Source organism: Streptomyces sp. NPDC020996, from assembly GCF_040641355.1.
Lineage (GTDB): Bacteria > Actinomycetota > Actinomycetes > Streptomycetales > Streptomycetaceae > Streptomyces.
Genome location: NZ_JBFADM010000008.1, coordinates 122,168 through 139,954, shown reverse-complemented (window position 1 = coordinate 139,954; position 17,787 = coordinate 122,168). Strand labels below are relative to the sequence as shown.

15 protein-coding genes and 1 tRNA gene are annotated in these 17,787 nt (G+C 72.4%); 10 read left to right on the top strand and 6 right to left on the bottom strand.

Translation table 11 applies throughout. The features are described from left to right. Positions 1-138: 138 nt before the first annotated feature. Positions 139-1,656 carry an aminopeptidase P family protein gene (locus AB0G63_RS08910; RefSeq protein ID WP_360746486.1) on the bottom strand — a complete coding sequence of 506 codons (1,518 nt, stop codon included), beginning with the start codon at positions 1,654-1,656 and terminating at the stop codon, positions 139-141. A gap of 204 nt (positions 1,657-1,860) precedes the next feature. Continuing rightward, a complete protein-coding gene (locus AB0G63_RS08905; RefSeq protein ID WP_360746483.1) occupies positions 1,861-3,372 on the bottom strand; it encodes a PP2C family protein-serine/threonine phosphatase in 1,512 nt (503 codons plus the stop codon). Positions 3,373-3,865: 493 nt separating this feature from the next. Here AB0G63_RS08905 and AB0G63_RS08900 point away from each other — a divergent pair, with 493 nt between their 5' ends. Next, the gene (locus AB0G63_RS08900) at positions 3,866-4,525 is read left to right on the top strand and encodes a bifunctional DNA primase/polymerase (RefSeq protein WP_360746480.1); all 660 of its coding nucleotides are present in this window, start codon (positions 3,866-3,868) and stop codon (positions 4,523-4,525) included. 426 nt (positions 4,526-4,951) lie between these two features. On the opposite strand, the gene AB0G63_RS08895 is transcribed toward AB0G63_RS08900, so the two are convergent. From AB0G63_RS08895 to AB0G63_RS08885, 3 genes are all read right to left on the bottom strand, one after another. Continuing rightward, positions 4,952-5,941: a DUF5926 family protein gene (locus AB0G63_RS08895; protein WP_360746477.1), complete on the bottom strand. Its 990-nt coding sequence runs from the start codon at positions 5,939-5,941 to the stop codon at positions 4,952-4,954. Between the two features lie 353 nt (positions 5,942-6,294). Next, positions 6,295-6,942: an ATP-binding protein gene (locus tag AB0G63_RS08890; protein WP_360746474.1), complete on the bottom strand. Its 648-nt coding sequence runs from the start codon at positions 6,940-6,942 to the stop codon at positions 6,295-6,297. 167 nt (positions 6,943-7,109) lie between these two features. Beyond that, positions 7,110-7,937, bottom strand: a complete 828-nt coding sequence (locus AB0G63_RS08885) for a glycerophosphodiester phosphodiesterase (RefSeq protein WP_360746471.1) — start codon at positions 7,935-7,937, stop codon at positions 7,110-7,112. 247 nt (positions 7,938-8,184) lie between these two features. Between AB0G63_RS08885 and AB0G63_RS08880 the strand changes: the two genes are divergently transcribed. The 3 genes from AB0G63_RS08880 to AB0G63_RS08870 all read left to right on the top strand — a co-directional run bounded on the left by AB0G63_RS08880 (position 8,185) and on the right by AB0G63_RS08870 (position 10,732). Continuing rightward, positions 8,185-9,642, top strand: a complete 1,458-nt coding sequence (locus AB0G63_RS08880) for a trypsin-like peptidase domain-containing protein (protein WP_360746468.1) — start codon at positions 8,185-8,187, stop codon at positions 9,640-9,642. A gap of 64 nt (positions 9,643-9,706) precedes the next feature. Further along, positions 9,707-9,793, top strand: a tRNA-Ser gene (locus AB0G63_RS08875). A 273-nt stretch (positions 9,794-10,066) separates the two neighbouring features. Next, the gene (locus tag AB0G63_RS08870; RefSeq protein WP_360746466.1) at positions 10,067-10,732 is read left to right on the top strand and encodes a hypothetical protein; all 666 of its coding nucleotides are present in this window, start codon (positions 10,067-10,069) and stop codon (positions 10,730-10,732) included. 3 nt (positions 10,733-10,735) lie between these two features. On the opposite strand, the gene AB0G63_RS08865 is transcribed toward AB0G63_RS08870, so the two are convergent. Continuing rightward, positions 10,736-11,617 carry a bifunctional DNA primase/polymerase gene (locus AB0G63_RS08865; RefSeq protein ID WP_360746463.1) on the bottom strand — a complete coding sequence of 294 codons (882 nt, stop codon included), beginning with the start codon at positions 11,615-11,617 and terminating at the stop codon, positions 10,736-10,738. Positions 11,618-11,966: 349 nt separating this feature from the next. Here AB0G63_RS08865 and AB0G63_RS08860 point away from each other — a divergent pair, with 349 nt between their 5' ends. The 6 genes from AB0G63_RS08860 (at position 11,967) to AB0G63_RS08835 (ending at position 17,755) form a co-directional block, all read left to right on the top strand. Further along, on the top strand, positions 11,967-12,278 hold the full coding sequence (locus AB0G63_RS08860; protein WP_360746460.1) for a hypothetical protein: 312 nt from the start codon (positions 11,967-11,969) through the stop codon (positions 12,276-12,278). A 223-nt stretch (positions 12,279-12,501) separates the two neighbouring features. Next, the gene (locus AB0G63_RS08855; RefSeq protein ID WP_360746457.1) at positions 12,502-13,545 is read left to right on the top strand and encodes an OB-fold domain-containing protein; all 1,044 of its coding nucleotides are present in this window, start codon (positions 12,502-12,504) and stop codon (positions 13,543-13,545) included. 8 nt (positions 13,546-13,553) lie between these two features. Then, the gene (locus tag AB0G63_RS08850; RefSeq protein ID WP_360746590.1) at positions 13,554-13,964 is read left to right on the top strand and encodes a MaoC family dehydratase; all 411 of its coding nucleotides are present in this window, start codon (positions 13,554-13,556) and stop codon (positions 13,962-13,964) included. Beyond that, entirely contained in the window at positions 13,961-15,127 is a 1,167-nt protein-coding gene (locus AB0G63_RS08845) for a lipid-transfer protein (protein ID WP_360746454.1), read from the top strand. The genes AB0G63_RS08850 and AB0G63_RS08845 overlap by 4 nt, the downstream gene beginning before the upstream one ends. Before the next feature lie 274 nt (positions 15,128-15,401). Next, on the top strand, positions 15,402-15,962 hold the full coding sequence (locus tag AB0G63_RS08840; RefSeq protein ID WP_360746451.1) for a SigE family RNA polymerase sigma factor: 561 nt from the start codon (positions 15,402-15,404) through the stop codon (positions 15,960-15,962). A gap of 113 nt (positions 15,963-16,075) precedes the next feature. Continuing rightward, positions 16,076-17,755 (top strand): long-chain fatty acid--CoA ligase, encoded by a 1,680-nt coding sequence (locus AB0G63_RS08835; protein ID WP_360746448.1) that lies wholly within the window; start codon positions 16,076-16,078, stop codon positions 17,753-17,755. The last annotated feature ends 32 nt before the right edge of the window (positions 17,756-17,787 follow it).

The following is a 17,787-nucleotide window of genomic DNA, read 5'->3' as shown; positions in this document are numbered from 1 at the left end:
GTACGTGAATCCAGGCACGTGCGTCCGGGCACGCGCATCCGGGCATGCCGCATGACCGGGCACGTGCGTCCGGGCACGTCAACGGCCGGGCACGTCAATGGCCGGGCACCCCACCGGTACCCGGCCATCCGCTGCGTATCAGCCCTTGCTGTCCTTGCTGTCCTTGCTGCCCGTCAGGGCGGCCATCCACGCCTCCACCTCGTCCGACCGGCGCGGCAGCGCGGCGCTGAGGTTCCGGTTGCCGTCCTCGGTGACCAGGATGTCGTCCTCGATGCGCACGCCGATGCCCCGGTACTCCTCGGGCACGGTCAGGTCGTCGGCCTGGAAGTACAGCCCCGGCTCGACGGTGAGCACCATGCCGGGCTCCAGCGTCCCGTCGACGTACGACTCCACGCGCGCCGCGGCGCAGTCGTGGACGTCCATGCCGAGCATGTGCCCGGTGCCGTGCAGCGTCCAGCGGCGCTGCAGCCCGAGCTCCAGCACCCGCTCCACGGGACCCTCGACCAGGCCCCACTCGACGAGCTTCTCGGTCAGCACGTGCTGCGCCGCGTCATGGAAGTCGCGGAATTTGCCGCCCGGCCGCACGGCCGCGATGCCGGCCTCCTGCGCCTCGTACACCGCGTCGTAGATCTTCTTCTGGAGCTCGGTGAAGCGGCCGTTGACCGGCAGTGTGCGGGTGACGTCGGCCGTGTAGTAGGTGTGCGTCTCCACGCCCGCGTCCAGCAGGAGCAGGTCGCCGGAGCGCACCGGCCCGTCGTTGCGCACCCAGTGCAGGGTGCAGGCGTGCGGGCCGGCGGCGGCGATCGTGCCGTAGCCGACGTCGTTGCCCTCCACGCGCGCGCGGAGGAAGAACGTGCCCTCGATGTAGCGCTCGCTGGTGGCCTCGGCCCGGTCGAGGACCCGTACGACGTCCTCGAAGCCGCGCACGGTGGAGTCGACGGCCTTCTGCAGCTCGCCGATCTCGAACGCGTCCTTCACCAACCGCGCCTCGGACAGGAAGACGCGCAGCTCCTCGTCGCGCTCGGCGGTGACCTTGTCGGTCAGGGCGGCCTCGATGCCGGCGTCGTACCCGCGCACCACGCGCACCGGGCCGGTGGCCCCGCGCAGCGTGTCGGCGATTTCGCGGACGTCGGCGACCGGGATGCCGTACAGCTTCGCCGCCTCGGTCAGCGAGTGCCGGCGCCCCACCCACAGTTCGCCGTGGCCGGAGAGCCAGAACTCGCCGTTCTCGCGGTCCGAGCGGGGCAGCAGGTACAGCGTGGCGACATGGCCGTCCCCCTTCGGCTCCAGTACGAGTACGCCGTTCTCGGTCTGGTCGCCGGTGAGATAGGCGTATTCGACCGACGCGCGGAAGGGGTACTCCGTGTCGTTCGACCGGGTCTTGAGGTTGCCCGCCGGGATGACCAGACGCTCGCCCGGGAAGCGCGCGGACAGCGCGGCGCGGCGGGCGGCGGTCTCGGCGGCCTGGGCGATCGGCCGCAGGTCGCGCAGCTCGGTGTCGGCCCAGCCGGACTTCATGTTCTCGGCCAGCTCGTCGGAGACACCTGGGTACAGGCCGTTCTTGCGCTGCTCGATCGGCTCTTCCCCGGAAGCCTCCGGGGCCGCTGCGGCAGCAGCTCCGTCGGTCACAGCCGAGAGCTCATCAGCCACGGTCATCCTCCTTGATACGGCACAGGACCGCTCCATCGTACGGTCGTACGGAAGGGGGCCCAGGCCCCGAGGACCTGTTACCGCGGGCAGCGACGCGTCACCGCGCACGGCGGCACGCGCATATGGAGACGTGTGCGTGCGGAGGCGTGCGTATGAGGATGCATCTACGGCGGCGTACGTGCCGAGACGCGCGCCCCGGCTCACCCGGGGTCAGTCGAAACGCGCCGCGAGCAGAACGACGTCGTCCGCGCTGTCGGCCGCGTCCAGCCCGTCGGGCAGCATCGTGCGCAGCACGTGGTCGGCGACCGCGTCGGGGTCGTGGCGCAGCACCCGGGGCACGCCGGCCGCCGCCGCGTGCAGCCGGGCGAAGGCGCGGTCGATCGCGTCGCCGGTGCGGTGCAGCAGCCCGTCGGTGTACAGCAGCACCGTCTCGCCGAGCCCCGCCTGCATCTCCACGCTCGGCGCCTCCCAGCAGGCGAGCATGCCGAGCGGCGCGGACACGGACGTCTCGACGAACTCCGCGCGGCCCTCGCCGAGCAGCAGCGGCGGGCAGTGCCCGGCACCGGCCAGCGTGATCTTGCGCAGCGCGGGCTCGCAGTAGCCGAACAGGGCGGTCGCGGAGCGGGCGGGCTCGGTGAGTCTGAGCAGCAGCTCCAGGTCGGACAGCACGGCGACCGGGTCCTCGCCCTCCATCACCGCGTACGCCCTGAGGCTCGCCCGCAGGCGGCCCATCGCGGCGACCGCGCTGGGGCCCGAGCCGGTCACCGAGCCGACCGCGAGACCCAGCGCCGCGTCCGGCAGCGGCAGCGCGTCGTACCAGTCGCCGCCTCCGCGCGGTCCGGTGCGGTGGCGCACGGCGAGCTGGACGCCGGCGACGCGGGGGAGCCGGGAGGGCAGCAGCTCCTCGGCCATCGTCGCCATGCGGGTGCGGGCGCGCTCGACCTCCACCAGCCGGGCCAGGTGCTCACCGGCGTACCGGGCGTACAGGCCGACGAGGTGACGCTGGCGTTCGCTCGGTTCGGCGGGCTCGTCGTACAGCCACACGGCCGCGCCGACGCGGCCCAGGGCGTCGGTGGCCAGGGGGAGGGCGTAGCTGGCGGCGTAGCCGAGGCGGGCGGCCACCTCGCGGTGGCGCGGGTCGAGCCCGTCCTCGGAGAACAGGTCGGGCTGGGCGATCTCACGGTCGCAGCCCGGCAGTCCGTCCAGGATCCTCCCGTACGACATGGCGCTGCGCGGCACGGTCTCGATGTGACCGAGGTCCGCGTGGGCGAGACCCAGGCCGATCGTGGTGTCCGGCCCGAGCCCGTCGCCGGGCTCCAGCACGACGAGGCCGCGCCGGGCGCCCACGAGGGCGGACCCGGCGCGCAGCAGTTCGGTCAGGGCGTCCGTGAGCGCGTCCGTGCGCACCAGACGTTCGGTCAGTTCGTGGAGGGTCGTGAGGTCCGAGACCCAGCCGGCGAGGCGGTCCTGGAGCAGGGCGCAGGGCGGGTTTGGCGGCGTGACCGGCGAGGTACCCGAGACGACGGACACGGGCGCGACAGTGTGTGCGGGAGCCGGAACCGTTGAATCGATTCCGGCCACTTTCGGAGGGTGAGGGGCGTTCATGGCAACCGGCTTTCCGACCGGTGCGTACTGCTCAAAAGCATCGCAAACCCCCATGTCGTTCTGCGCCGCTGGCAGTGTCTCCACATGTACACGCACTCGTAAGGGGATGTCCAGCATTGTCCTGCGGGGATTCCTGGTGTCCCTGAGGAGCCAGTGGACCCCTTGCTAAAAAGCAAAGTTGGCCTAAAAATGACTCGGGCGACGGCGTATTGCGGTCGACTGGGTTTGCTCCACGGAGCGTCACAGCGGTCGTGATGGGTACGTACTCGGAGAAGACCAGGGGCGGTTGGCAGTCGCCCGGAACCTGGTGACCGACCCGGGCGTCCTATCCACCGACGACCGTGCCCCATCCTCCCGTGGCGGAGGCGAAGAGAAATACGCGCGACGCAAAACGCCAGACTTCGCCACCCCCACGCCACGCCCGTGCTTTTGACAGACGCAGCAAGGGCGAGGCTGCCGCGGACGCAGCCGACGCTCGGCCAAGAGGGGTTTCCCTGTGCCTCCGGCAGGGGTGTGACGCGCCAACAGGTACGCACAGTGAAGTGATCTACACATGGTGTGATGTGGCCCACGGTGTTGCCAGCGGTGCAACGGAAAGGAACGAGCGCTCATGCGCGAGATCCTCGGAAGGCGACGCAGGCTCCTGTCCCAGCGCAGCGACGGGAGGCCTGAGTCGATCAGCGCGGCCCTGACCTTCGCGGCCGGATGGCAGTGGCCCGTGCTCCCCGGCGTGACAGCGGACCTGAAGGGGCGCTGCGGCTGCCCCGACCCCGAGTGCACGGTGCCCGGTGCGCATCCCTTCGACCCCGGCCTGCTCGCGGCCACCGCCGACGCCCGCATGGTGCGCTGGTGGTGGACCAACCGCCCCACCGCGCCGATCATCCTGGCCACCGGCGGCAAGGCCCCCTGCGCGGTCAGCCTGCCGGCCCTCGCCGCCGCGCACGCCCTGACCGCCCTGGACCGCGCGGGCATGCGCCTGGGCCCGGTCGTCGCCTCGCCCAGCCGCTGGGCGATCCTCGTCAAGCCGTACTCCATGGAGCAGTTGGGCGAGCTGCTGTACGCCAAGGACTTCGTCCCCGGCTCCCTCCGCTTCCACGGCGAGGGCGGCTACATCGCCCTGCCACCGTCCGAGACCGGCGAGGGTGAGATCCGCTGGGAGCGCGCGCCGCTGCCCGGCTCCGCCGCCCCCTGGGTGCCCGACGTCGAGGCCGTGGTGGACGCCGTCGTCGAGGCCATCACGCGTACGGGTGTGAGCGCGCCCGAGCTGTGACGGTGCCGGGCGCGCGCCGGACCGGGCGCGCGCGGGCCGTCGCCGTCGGCTGCCCCGCCGCCTGCCACCCCCGCCGCCGCCCGTCGGTGCCCTCTGGCGCCCTCTGACGCCCGTGAGTGTCCCGGAGCAGGGCGGCGACGCCCGCGATCCGGTAGCAACACCCGTGCGTCAGCGGCCAGTTGACAGGTGACGACCTTCTGTGAAGAACCGTGCACATGAAAAGACCCGGTTGCTGGCGACGGGGGATGCACCAGCAACCGGGCTACTGGAACGGTAACAAGAGATCGGCGGTTCGCAAATTCCATCCGGGCTTTCCAGTCACCTATCCGCTTGCGCGGCAAGGGAGTTGTGAGGGAAGTTTCCGGTCCGCGCGAGGGCCGGTCCGGCCGGACGGACCGGCCGTGCGGACCACCCCTCGCACGGCTGTCAGCTGAGCGTGACCTGCCGGTTGGTCAGGCCGCCGCGCGCCCGGCGCTCGTCGGCGGTCAGCGGGGCGTCCGCGGCGAGGGCGTCGGCCAGCCGCTCGGCGAACTCGGCCGCCGGCTTCTCCACGTCCTCCGCGCCGACCTCGCTCGGCAGGTCCCAGACCGGGACGGTGAGCCCGTGAGCGCGGAAGGAGCCCACGAGACGGGTGCCCTCGCCGAGGTTCGACCGGCCCGCCGCGTGCAGCCGCGCGAGGGCGTCCAGAAGCCGCTCCTCCTCGTGCGGCATGACCCACCGCAGATGGTTCTTCTCCGGTGTCCGGCACCAGTACGCGGCGTCCACGCCGGTCAGCCGGACCGTCGGGATGGCCGCGGCGTTGGCCCGCTCCAGGGAGGCGGTGACCTCCGGCGTGGCGTTCTCCGAGTCCGGGACCCAGAACTCGAAGCCGCTGTGCACAACTGGCTCGAAGGCGCCTTCGGGATCGAGCAGATCCTGCAGCCGCGGACCGTCGGCCGGAGCGCGGCGGCCCTGGACGGGGGTGCCCGGCTCGGCCGTGAGGGCGCGCTGGAGGGTGTCGGCGAGGTCGCGGCTGATGTCTCCGGAGGCCGTGTCGTTCTGCAGGCCGAGCAGCACCGAGCCGTCGTCGCGGCGCAGCGCCGGCCAGGCCATCGGCAGCACCGTGGCGAGGGTGACCGACGGGACGCCCTCGGGCAGGCCGTCCTTGAGCGCCAGCTCCACCGTGGCCGCCGGAACCAGCTCGCGCAGCGCCACCCAGTCGCACTCGGCGGGCAGCCCCTCGAAGGGACGCTGCACCAGCTCGGTCACGGCCTGCGCGGCGGCCCGGCCGTGGCAGGCCTTGTAGCGGCGGCCGCTGCCGCACGGGCAGGGCTCGCGGGCGCCGACAACCGGAACCTGTCCATCAGCGCCTGCGGCGCCGGCCCCGACGCTGGTCTGGGGGCGCTTGGCCTTCGTCTGAGGTCGCTTCTTGGCCATCGTGGGGTCTCCCGGTTACGGCTTGTCTCGTACGGGCGGGAGCCTAGCCGTTCACGCCACGGGACACGGGAGCCTGTGGACGACGCGGCCCGCGTGCCGTCGGGGGCCGGGCGGAACGCCCCGCGGATGCCGGGCCAGGTCGCCGGGATGCCGGGCCAGGTCGCCCGGACGGTCGGCCCGGGTCGCCTGCGGGCCGGTCCAGGTCGCCCGGAGGCCGGTCCAGGACGCTTGGACGGTCGCCCCGGGTCGCTCATAGGCGGGCCCAGGTCGCCCGGAGGGTCAGTCCAGGTCGCCCGGAGGGTCAGTCCAGGTCGTCCGAAGGGTCAGTCAGTCCAGGTCGTCCGAAGGGTCAGTCAGTCCAGGTCGTCGAACGCGTCCGCGAAGTCCAGTCCGGCCAGCCCGCGTATCGCGGACAGGGACGGGGCCGTGACGCGCGTAGCGAAGTCGTCGCGGCGGTACCCGGCGTCCGGATCATGAACGTCCTGGTGGACCACCACCCATACGGTGACCTCGCCGCGCACGTCGTCGCGTACGCCCCAGTCGTCGGCCAGCGCCGTGATGATGTTCAGCCCGCGGCCGCCGTGCGCGGTGACCGAGGGCGTGGCCGGAGCGGGACGGGTGGGACCGCCGCCGTCCGTCACCTCCACCGTGAGCCTGCCGCACGGGTCCACCCGCCACGCGGCCAGGACGTCACCGTCCCCGGCCAGGGCGTCGCCCAGCGGCCGGCCGTGCTTGCACGCGTTGCTCAACAGCTCCGACAGAATCAGTACGGCATCGTCGATGACCGCTTCCGAGACCCCGCCCCTGCGCAGCTGCTCGCGCATCCGGTGCCTTGCCTCGCCCACGCCCGCAGGGCCATGGGGTACGGCCATGCTCGACGACGTGGGCACCTCCTGTGCCACCACCAACGCCACCCCCGAGACCTCCTTCGCCCCACGCCACGGTGTGGATGCCCCATTGGCCTGTACCGGAAACCGGCCAATCCCGGTGCGGTGACGCATTCGAAACGAGCGAACACACAGCGAACGCGCCGGAGCACTCCCCGTAGTCATGTGGCTGGATTCTTGCGATGTGGCCGAGACTGAAGATGCTGTAGGTGTGTCGTGAGGTCAAGCTTTTCTTCAGAGGTCTTCACCGGTCGCCCCGCGGCCGGCCACCTGCGGCCCGGTCACCCGCGGAGCTGGTGCAGGACCGCCCGCGGCCGGTTGGTGATGATGGCGTCGACGCCCAGCTCGACGCAGAGATCCACGTCCTCGGGCTCGTTCACGGTCCACACGTGCACCTTGTGGCCGGCCCGTTTCAGCCGCTCCACGTAGGCCGGGTGGTTGCGCACGATCCGGATGCCGGGGCCCGCGATCCGGACACCCGCGGGCAGCCGTCCGTCGCGCAGCCGGGGCGAGACGAACTGCATCAGGTACACCGTCGGCAGCGTCGGCGAGGCGGCACGCACGCGATGCAGCGAGCGCGCCGAGAAGCTCATCACACGCACCGGCGACTCCTCGGCCGAGGCCGGCGCGTCCAGTCCGAACCGCTTCAGGAGCACCAGCAGCCGCTCCTCCACCTGCCCGGCCCAGCGGGTGGGGTGCTTGGTCTCCACGGCCAGTTCCACCCGGCGCCCCGCGTCCGCGACCAGCTCCAGCAGCCGCTCCAGGGTCAGCACGGCGGTGTGCTCGCGGTCCTCGGGCCGGTGCTCCCAGTCCGGCTCCTCGTCGCGCGTGCGCCAGGCGTCCCGCGTCTTCCAGGAGCCGAAGTCCAGGGCGGCGAGATCGGCGAGCTCCAGCGCCGAGACCGCACCGCGGCCGTTGGACGTACGGTTGACGCGACGGTCGTGGACGCAGACGAGGTGGCCGTCCGCCGTGAGGCGTACGTCGCATTCGAGGGCGTCGGCGCCGTCCTCGATCGCCTTCCGGTACGCGGCCAGGGTGTGCTCCGGGGCCTCTTCGGAGGCTCCGCGGTGGGCGACGACTTGGATCCGGTGCTGCCGTGCGAGGGTCACCGCGTCATGGTGCCACCGAGAAGGGGGTAAGCGTGCTCTCGGCGGAGTCGAGATTGCGCCCTTTTTGTCGTACATGACCTATATAAGGAATGGTCCCGTACCCACAGCGGCCGCTTATGGTGCCCTGACGGACCATGGGAAAAGCTGACGGCATACAAAAAGACGTGCACAGCTGTCGCGCGCCGGACGCCGACCAGCGTGAACCAGCGTGACCCAAGACAACAGCCGTGGATCGAGGAGAGAAGCTGTGAGCACCGAGAACGAGGGCACCGCGGTACCCCCGGCCCCGTCCGCACCTCCCGTGCCGGTGGATGCTCCCGCTCCCTCGGCGCCCGCCGCCCACGAGGGCAGCGCACCGATGGCGCCGCTCACGCCGTCCCCCGCGGGCGGCCCCCAGGGCTACGGCCCCGCCGGCCCCGCCGCCGGTGCGCCGGGCTACGGCCCCGCCGGTTCGGCCGGCCCCGTCGGCTCCGCCGCCGACGCCGCCTGGCCGCCCCCGCCCCCCGCCACCCCGTCCTACGCCGACGCGGGAGGCGACTCGGGCGGCGGCTGGGGCTCACCCCACCAGCAGCCCGCGCCGAAGTCCGGCCGGGGACGCGGCGGCCTGGTCGCCGCGATCCTGGTGGCCGCGCTGGTCGCCGGCGGCCTGGGCGGCGGCCTCGGCTACACCCTGGCCAAGAACGACGACAACACCGGTTCCACCACGGTCTCCGCCTCCGACAGCGGCGGCTCCATCAAGCGCGACCCCGGCACGGTCGCGGCCGTCGCCGCCAGGGCGCTGCCCAGCACCGTCACCATCCAGGCGGAGTCCACCAGCGGCGAGGGCGGCACCGGCACCGGTTTCGTCTTCGACACCCAGGGCCACATCGTCACCAACAACCACGTCGTCGCCGACGCGGTCGACGGCGGCAAACTCACGGCGACCTTCCCGAACGGCAAGAAGTACGACGCCGAGGTCGTCGGCCACGCCCAGGGCTACGACGTGGCGGTCATCAAGCTCAAGAACGCCCCGTCCGACCTCAAGCCGCTGACGCTGGGCAACTCGGACAAGGTCGCCGTCGGCGACTCCACGATCGCCATCGGCGCCCCCTTCGGCCTGTCCAACACGGTGACGACGGGCATCATCAGCGCCAAGAACAGGCCCGTGGCCTCCAGCGACGGCACCGGCAGCAACGCCTCCTACATGAGCGCCCTGCAGACCGACGCGTCGATCAACCCGGGCAACTCCGGCGGCCCGCTCCTCGACGCCCAGGGCAATGTCATCGGCATCAACTCCGCGATCCAGTCCACCGGCAGCGGCGGCCTGGGCGGCACCAGCCAGTCCGGCTCGATCGGCCTGGGCTTCGCCATCCCGATCAACCAGGCCAAGTACGTCGCCCAGCAGCTGATCAAGACCGGCAAGCCGGTGTACGCGAAGATCGGCGCGTCCGTCTCCCTGGAGGACTCCTCCAACGGCGCGAAGATCACCGACCAGGGCTCCGGCGGCTCCGCCTCGGTCGAGCCGGGCGGTCCCGCCGCCAAGGCCGGCCTCAAGCCGGGTGACGTCATCACCAAGCTCGACGACACGGTGATCGACTCCGGTCCCACCCTGATCGGCGAGATCTGGACCCACCAGCCCGGCGACAAGGTCACGATCACCTACGAGCGCGGCGGCAAGTCCCGCACCGTCGACCTCACCCTCGGCTCCCGCGTCGGCGACAACTGACCCGCACACCCTCGCACCGACCCGTTACTCTTGTCCCCGCGCCGCCGATCACCGGCCGGCGCGGGGTGGGTTGCCCGAGCGGCCTAAGGGAACGGTCTTGAAAACCGTCGTGGCAGCGATGTCACCGTGGGTTCAAATCCCACACCCACCGCAGTGTGACGCGGCCCCTGACCTGGCTTTTCGGCCTCCGGTCGGGGGCCGTTCCCGTCCGGGGCGGCTGTGACCCGTCCGCGGTGGCCCTGGCCGGAGGCCGTCCGTGTGCCCCGGGCCTCCGCGTGTGGGGCGTCACGCCTGTCCGGGGGGTGTGACGGGTCTGTCCTGCGTCTGTGACATCCGTTCGCCGGGGGCTGTGGTGTGGTGGGGGCCGCTGCTACGTTCCCGCTCCGGGGTGCGGCCGATCGGGTCGTCCTTGAGCAGGGGGGGGATGTCCCAGATGAACGCCGACCGTCTCAGACCCGCAGTCCTCGCGTTCACGGCCGTCGCGCTGACCGCCGTCCTCACCGCCTGCCAGGGAGGCGGCGGAACCGGAGCGGTGGCCGACGGCGCGGCAGCCTCGTCGCCCGCCGCGTCCGCGGCCGGCGCGACGCCGAGCGGCGCCGCCGCGGCCACCCCCTCGGCCGGCAAGGGCGGCGGGGGCACGTCCGCCGCGACCTCCGGCGCCGAGCCGGCCGCTTCCGTCAAGCCCGCCGCCCCGGCGAAGCCCGCCGCATCCACCGCCGGCTGCGTCGACAAGGCGCCGACCCCGGACGAGGTCGACCCCGACGAGTTCGCCGTGTACCGCGTCGAGGAACTCGACGGCAGCACCGGCAAGGTGAACCTCGTCGTCCAGCACGGCGCCTGGGGGTGCCCCGGCGGGGACGGCGACGGCGTGCCCTTCGTCGTCACCGGGGAGGACAGCCGCTGGGCGCTGGACCAGGCCGCGTACGTCACCGCCACGAACCCCATCACGGACAGCAGCGCGAACCAGCGGATCGGCGTGCAGGAACTGATCGACTGGATCGACGCGCACCCCGACTCCGGCCTGGTGTTCCGGTACCAGACCGGCGCCGACGGCTCCATCGACCGACTGGAGCAGGTCTACTCGCCCTGACGGTCACAGCTCACCGCCACGGCGGCGCCCCGTCATGCGGGCCGCCGAGGCGATCGTCGCCCTCGCCTCGCGTTCGGACAGGCCGGTGTCGAGGGCCGCGTCGACCAGCGGGGCGACGAGTGCGGGGCCGATGCCGTTCTCGTAGGCGCGGCAGGCGGCCCAGAACAGGCGGGTGTTGCGCTGGCCCTCGTGCGCGGCGAGCACGAACTGGATCAGGCCCTGGCCGTGGTCGCCGGCCGATGGGTGCGTCGCGGGATGGAGGGGGCGCGGCGGCGGCAGGACCAGGCGCAGGAGGGCCCGTGGGCACGCCGCGGGGGCGAGGCGCGCTGTGCCGGGCGCCGTCGTGTACACGCCGCGGTCGGTCCGGGAGCCGGGCCCGACGAGGTAGCCGCCCGCGCCCCGGATGTCGATGCCGGGGGCGAGGCGGCCGGCGGAGTTGGGCACCGCGACGTCCGGCGGACCGGTCAGCCACAGGTGGCGGCCGCCGCTGGGGGTGAGGACGACGACGGTGTCGGGGATGGTGAACAGGTGGCGCAGCGCCAGTTCCCGCAGCGCCGCCGAGGAGTCCGTGCCCGACTTGGTGTCGAGGTCGACCCCGATGAGGTGGTGGGGCGGAAGGCCGCAGGCGATGCCGTAGCCGGTGGCCCAGGGGGCGGAGGCGAACATCTCGCGGATGCGGGCCGGGTCGGTCGAGGCGTCGTACACCCCGTGGCCGAAGCGGCTGCACTCGCCGTGACAGGGGCGGGGGTCGGGGTCGTCGCGGTGGGGGGAGCGCAGGGCCGGGAGTTTCGTGCGGGTCAGCGGGATGACGGCCAGGCCGCGTTCGGCGGCTGACAGGGCGTGCGCGAGGGCCAGCGTCGTGGCCTGCCGGTCGGTGGTGGCCATGCTTCCATGTTCGTACGTGCGTTCGAAAAAGGGAAGAGGGGGTGGTTGCGACACGCCGGGGTGGAGTTCGGGGACGGGGTCTCTGCCGGAACGCTTCACCCCTTGCGGCGCTTGGGGTGGGGGGCAAATGGTCTGTCCTGGTCCGATGGGAGAAGTGGCGAAAGGGGTTTATCGACATGTCGTAGCACTTAGGGGCGAATCACGGCTTCCGGGGTGGTTCGCCGGGGATGCGGTGGGCAACCCTGGTCTTGCGACGTCGTGCACAGTGCCGGGGCGGTCGGCCAACTGCCTCGATGAAAGCCCTACTTGACGGACCTCCGGCCAGTAAGCCGGATTCTGGAGGAAGCACATGGCAAGCATCCGTACCGCCCGCGTCATCGCCGCCGTCTCCGCCCTCCCGCTGGCAGTCGCCCTGTTCACCGGAGTCGCGGCGGCGGACAACGGCGCCTTCGCGGACGACGGCTCGAACGCGGGAGTCGCGAGCGTCGTCGGAAGCGGTGTCGGGCTCGACAACTACGGCAACTCGTCCACCACGCAGCAGAACGCGGTCGGCCCCGGTGCCACGAACCAGAGCAACGCCGTCCAGGTCAACGGCTCCGATCGCACGGCCGTTCAGCAGGGCAACGAGAACGTCACCATCCACTTCGCTCCGATGGGGTGAGCCGGCGGCCCTGACCTCGGGGGCGGGGGGACGTGCTTTGCAAGGGTCGTAAGGCGTCTGTGCGGCGGTTGCGGTGGTACTCCGGTGCCGCCGCGCAGACGTTTTCGGGTGCCCGGGCGGGCACCTTGACAGCCCGCGTCATCTGACGGACAGTCAGAAACCGTGCGGGCGCAGTGCCGTCCGTGACGAGGGGGCACGACGAGCGGCCACGGCGAGGGGGGCGATGGTGAGCGGCGAGCCGGAGGCGGAGGGGAGCGACGGCCTGGAGGCGCGGCTGAAGGCGTACGAGGGCCGGGCGGCGGCCGTGGCGTGCCGGGGCAAGGACCCCGTCAACGCGCCCATGATCCGGCACTGGTGCGAGGCGCTGGGAGACACCCACCCCGCCTACGCCGGCCCCGATCCCGTCGCCCCGCCCACCATGCTCCAGGTGTGGACCATGGGCGGCCTCTCCGGTCACGGGCGACGCGCGCGGGCGTACGACGAACTGCTCGGCCTGCTCGACGAGGCGGGCTGCACCGCCGTCGTCGCCACCGACTGCGAGCAGGACTACCTCCGGCCCCTGCGCCCCGGCGACGAGATCACCTTCGACGCGGTGATCGAGTCGGTCTCCGGGCCCAAGACGACCCGACTGGGGACGGGCTGGTTCGTCACGACCCGCACCGACGTGCGGGTGGGCGCCGACCTGGCGGGCACGCACCGCTTCCGCATCCTCAAGTACGCCCCCGCGCACCCGCGCACCGGCCTCGTGCCCACCGGCTCCCCGCGCACCGGCCCCACGAGCACCAGCCCCCCGCCCACCGGCCCCACGCTCACCGGTTCCCCACGCACCGGCCCCACGAGCACCAGCCCCTCGCGCACCGGTTCCCCGCGCCCCCGCCCGGTCGTCAACCGCGACAACGCCGGCTTCTGGGAGGGTGTCGCGCGGCGCCGCCTGCTGATCCAGCGGTGTGCGGGCTGCGGCGTCCTGCGCTTCCCGTGGCTGCCGGGCTGCGGCGCCTGCGGCTGCCCCGACTGGGACACGGTCGAGGCGAGCGGCGAGGGGACGGTCTGTTCGTACGTCGTCGTGCACCATCCGCCCGTCCCGGGCTTCGACCCGCCCTACGCGGTGGCGCTGGTCGAACTCGCGGAGGGCGTCCGCATGGTCAGCAACGTCGTGGGGGTGCCCTGCGGCGAGGTGCGGATCGGGCTGCCGGTGCGGCTGACATTCGAGGCCGACGGCGAGGATCCGGTGCTGCCGGTGTTCCGTCCCCGGGAGGCGGCCGCATGAGGGCCGGCATGCGGGCCGGCGAGAAGCTCCCGCCGCTCACGATCCCGGTCACCCGCACCCTGATCATCGCCGGTGCCGTCGCCTCACGCGACTTCCAGGACGTGCACCACGACGCCGAACGGGCCCGCGAGAAGGGTTCCCCGGACATCTTCATGAACATCCTGACGACCAACGGCCTGGTCGGCCGCTACGTCACCGACCACTTCGGCCCTACGTCCGTGCTGCGCAAGGTGGCCATCCGGCTCGGGGCGCCCAACCACCCGGGCGACACCATGGTGCTGACGGGAACGGTCGAGGAGGTCGACGGCGACACCGCGACGGTCCGGGTGGTCGGCTCGAACAGCGTCGGCGATCACGTCACGGGCACGGTGACGGTGACGGTGACGGCCATGGTCCCCGCCTCGGGCGGTGCGTCATGAGCCTGCGCGTGCCGGACGCCCTCGGCGGGCGGGCGGCCGTCGTCGGCATCGGGGCCACGGAGTTCTCCAAGGACTCCGGGCGCAGTGAGCTGCGGCTGGCCGCCGAGGCGGTGCGGGCCGCGCTGCGGGACGCCGGACTGCGGCCGGCGGACGTCGACGGAATGGTCACGTTCACCATGGACACCAGCCCGGAGATCACCGTGGCCCAGGCCTGCGGGATCGGCGAGCTGTCCTTCTTCTCCCGCGTCCACTACGGCGGCGGGGCGGCCTGCGCGACCGTCCAGCAGGCGGCACTGGCGGTGGCGGCGGGCGTGGCGGAGGTCGTGGTCTGCTACCGCGCCTTCAACGAGCGGTCGGGGCGCAGGTTCGGCTCCGGGGTACGGCACCGGGAACCGTCGGCGGAGGGCGCGGCGCTCGGCTGGGTCCTGCCGTTCGGGCTGCTGACCCCGGCGTCCTGGGTGGCCATGGCGGCCCGGCGCTACCTGCACGTCCACGGGCTGACCCCGGAGGCGTTCGGGCAGGTGGCCGTGGTGGACCGCGAGCACGCGGCGACGAACCCGGCGGCGTACTTCCACGGCCGGCCGATCACCCTCGCCGACCACGCGGCCTCGCGCTGGATCGTGGAGCCGCTCCGGCTCCTGGACTGCTGTCAGGAGACCGACGGCGGCCAGGCCGTCGTCGTCACATCCCTGGAACGGGCCCGCGACCTGCCCCACCCGCCCGCCGTCGTCGCGGCGGCCGCCCAGGGCTCGGGCCGCGGACAGGAGCAGATGACCAGCTTCTACCGGGACGATCTGACCGGGCTGCCGGAGATGGGCGTGGTGGCACGCCAGCTGCGGCGGACGGCGGGCCTGGCACCGGCCGACGTCGACGTGGCGATCCTGTACGACCACTTCACCCCCTTCGTGCTGATGCAGCTGGAGGAGTTCGGGTTCTGCGGGAGGGGGGAGGCGGCGGACTTCGTGGCCGCGCGCACGGTGCCGCTCAACACGCACGGCGGGCAGCTGGGGGAGGCGTACCTGCACGGGATGAACGGCATCGCGGAGGGCGTGCGGCAGGTGCGGGGCACCGCCGTCAACCAGGTGCCGGATGCGGAGAACGTACTGGTCACGGCGGGCACGGGAGTGCCGACATCGGCCCTGCTGCTGACCGCCGACGGCTGAGCGCACCCGGGCTCCCCCCTCGGGCGCTCCGCGAGCACCCCTCGGGCGTGCCCGGACGCACCCAGGGACACGCACCCAGGGACATGCACCCAGGGACACGCACCCAGCGACACGCACCCAGGGACACGTACCCAGGGGTGAACCCGCAGTGCGCCGGGGCCGATCGTCCACCTCCAGTAGGTGGGGCCGGCCCCACCCCTACAACCTGAGGCGGATTCCCCTTCGGGACCTGCGGCCGATCCGCCGGGCCCGCGCCGCTCCTAGCGTGGACGCCATGACCACACCCGTCTGCACCAGCGCCTCGACCGCCGCCGAACCGGCGACGCAGACTCTGCCCTATCCGTCGTTCTCGTCGTACGTCAGGGCGCGTCAGCCGGTGCTGCTGCGCACCGCCCGCTCGCTGACCGCGAACCCGAGCGACGCGGAGGACCTGCTGCAGACCGCGCTCGCCAAGACGTACGTCGCCTGGGAGCGGATCGAGGACCACCGTGCCCTCGACGGCTATGTGCGCCGGGCGTTGCTGAACACCCGCACCTCGCAGTGGCGCAAGCGCAAGGTCGACGAGTTCGTGTGCGACGAGCTGCCCGAGCCGGAGCCGGTGCCCGGCGGTGACGACCCGGCCGAGCGGCAGGCACTGCACGACGCGATGTGGCGGGCGATCATGAAGCTGCCCGCCCGGCAGCGGGCGATGGTCGTCCTCAGGTACTACGAGGACCTCAGCGAGACCCAGACGGCCGCGGTCCTGGGGGTGTCGGTGGGCACGGTGAAGTCGGCGGTCTCGCGTGCCCTCGGCAAGCTGCGGGACGATCCTGAGCTGGGGCTTGTGCGGAAATGAACCGTCATGATCCTATTTGCGGTGCCGATCCGGGCAGATCGATCACCGTCGGCTAGTGACATACCGCGCGGTATGTGCGCAGAATCAGCGCACACCTTACCGCCGCGTTGGCAATGTCGCCCCGGGAGGACACCGTGCTGAGCACGATGCAGGACGTACCGCTGCTGATCTCGAGGATCCTGACCCACGGGTCCACGGTCCACGGCACATCGCAGGTGACCACCTGGACCGGCGAGAGCGAACCGCACCGCCGTTCCTTCGCGGACGTCGGTGCCCGCGCGGCCCAGCTGGCGCACGCCCTGCGCGACGACCTCGGCGTCGTGGACGACGAGCGGGTGGCCACCCTCATGTGGAACAACGCCGAGCACGTCGAGGCCTACTTCGCGATCCCCTCCATGGGCGCGGTGCTGCACACCCTCAACCTCCGCCTCCCCGCGGAGCAGCTGGTCTGGATCGTCGGCCACGCGGCCGACAAGGTCGTCATCGTCAACGGCTCGCTGCTGCCGCTGCTGGCCCCGCTGCTGCCCCGCCTGACGTCGGTCGAGCACGTGGTGGTGTCCGGCCCGGGCGACCGCTCGCTGCTCGCCGGGTCCTCCGTGACCGTGCACGAGTACGAGGACCTGATCGCCGGCAAGCCGGCCCGCTACGACTGGCCGGAGCTGGACGAGCGCCGGGCCGCCGCCATGTGCTACACCTCCGGCACCACCGGCGACCCCAAGGGCGTGGTGTACAGCCACCGTTCGATCTACCTGCACTCGATGCAGGTCAACATGACCCAGTCGATGGGGCTGACCGACCGGGACACGTCGCTGGTGGTGGTCCCGCAGTTCCACGTCAACGCCTGGGGCCTGCCGCACGCCACCTTCATGACCGGCGTGAACATGCTGATGCCGGACCGCTTCCTCCAGCCGGCCCCCATCGCCGAGATGATCGAGACGGAGAAGCCGACGCACGCGGCCGCCGTGCCCACCATCTGGCAGGGCCTGCTCGCCGAACTCACCGCCAAGCCGCGCGACGTCTCCTCGCTCACCCAGGTCACCATCGGCGGCTCGGCCTGCCCGCCCTCCCTCATGGCGGCGTTCGACGACCTGGGCATGCGGGTCTGCCACGCCTGGGGCATGACGGAGACCTCGCCGCTGGGCACGATCGCCCGCCCGCCGGCCCACGCGGTCGGCACCGACGAGGAGTTCGCCTACCGGCTCACCCAGGGCCGCTTCCCGGCCGGTGTCGAGGGACGGCTGACCGGCCCCGGCGGCGAGCGCCTGCCCTGGGACGGCGAGTCGGCCGGTGAGCTGGAAGTGCGCGGCCCGTGGATCGCGGGCGCCTACTACAACGGCCCCGACGCCGAACCGCTGCGCCCCGCGGACAAGTTCAGCGAGGACGGCTGGCTGAAGACGGGCGACGTCGGCACCATCTCCCCCGACGGCTTCCTCACCCTCACCGACCGCGCCAAGGACGTCATCAAGTCCGGCGGCGAGTGGATCTCCTCCGTCGACCTGGAGAACGCCCTCATGTCCCACCCGGACGTCGCCGAGGCCGCCGTCGTCGCGGTTCCCGACGAGAAGTGGGGCGAGCGCCCGCTGGCCACCGTCGTCCTGAAGGAAGGCGCCACCGCCGACTTTGCCTCCCTGCGCGCCTTCCTGGCCGCCGAGGGCAAGATCGCCAAGTGGCAGCTCCCGGAGCGCTGGACGATCATCGAGTCGGTGCCGAAGACGAGCGTGGGCAAGTTCGACAAGAAGAAGATCCGTGAGGCACACAGGCTGGGCAAGCTCGACGTGACGACGCTCAGCTGACCTCAAGCGACCGGCCGGCTGCCGAGGCCCGC

Excerpts from the sequence above, each read along its gene's own strand:
- AB0G63_RS08850 (WP_360746590.1), top strand. The coding sequence starts at position 13,554 with ATGCGGGCCGGCGAGAAGCTCCCGCCGCTCACGATCCCGGTCACCCGC.
- AB0G63_RS08860 (WP_360746460.1), top strand. The coding sequence starts at position 11,967 with ATGGCAAGCATCCGTACCGCCCGCGTCATCGCCGCCGTCTCCGCCCTC.
- AB0G63_RS08870 (WP_360746466.1), top strand. The coding sequence starts at position 10,067 with ATGTCCCAGATGAACGCCGACCGTCTCAGACCCGCAGTCCTCGCGTTC.
- AB0G63_RS08865 (WP_360746463.1), bottom strand. The coding sequence starts at position 11,617 with ATGGCCACCACCGACCGGCAGGCCACGACGCTGGCCCTCGCGCACGCC.
- AB0G63_RS08900 (WP_360746480.1), top strand. The coding sequence starts at position 3,866 with ATGCGCGAGATCCTCGGAAGGCGACGCAGGCTCCTGTCCCAGCGCAGC.
- AB0G63_RS08845 (WP_360746454.1), top strand. The coding sequence starts at position 13,961 with ATGAGCCTGCGCGTGCCGGACGCCCTCGGCGGGCGGGCGGCCGTCGTC.
- AB0G63_RS08890 (WP_360746474.1), bottom strand. The coding sequence starts at position 6,942 with ATGCGTCACCGCACCGGGATTGGCCGGTTTCCGGTACAGGCCAATGGG.
- AB0G63_RS08855 (WP_360746457.1), top strand. The coding sequence starts at position 12,502 with ATGGTGAGCGGCGAGCCGGAGGCGGAGGGGAGCGACGGCCTGGAGGCG.
- AB0G63_RS08905 (WP_360746483.1), bottom strand. The coding sequence starts at position 3,372 with ATGCTGGACATCCCCTTACGAGTGCGTGTACATGTGGAGACACTGCCA.
- AB0G63_RS08840 (WP_360746451.1), top strand. The coding sequence starts at position 15,402 with ATGACCACACCCGTCTGCACCAGCGCCTCGACCGCCGCCGAACCGGCG.
- AB0G63_RS08835 (WP_360746448.1), top strand. The coding sequence starts at position 16,076 with ATGTCGCCCCGGGAGGACACCGTGCTGAGCACGATGCAGGACGTACCG.
- AB0G63_RS08895 (WP_360746477.1), bottom strand. The coding sequence starts at position 5,941 with ATGGCCAAGAAGCGACCTCAGACGAAGGCCAAGCGCCCCCAGACCAGC.
- AB0G63_RS08910 (WP_360746486.1), bottom strand. The coding sequence starts at position 1,656 with ATGACCGTGGCTGATGAGCTCTCGGCTGTGACCGACGGAGCTGCTGCC.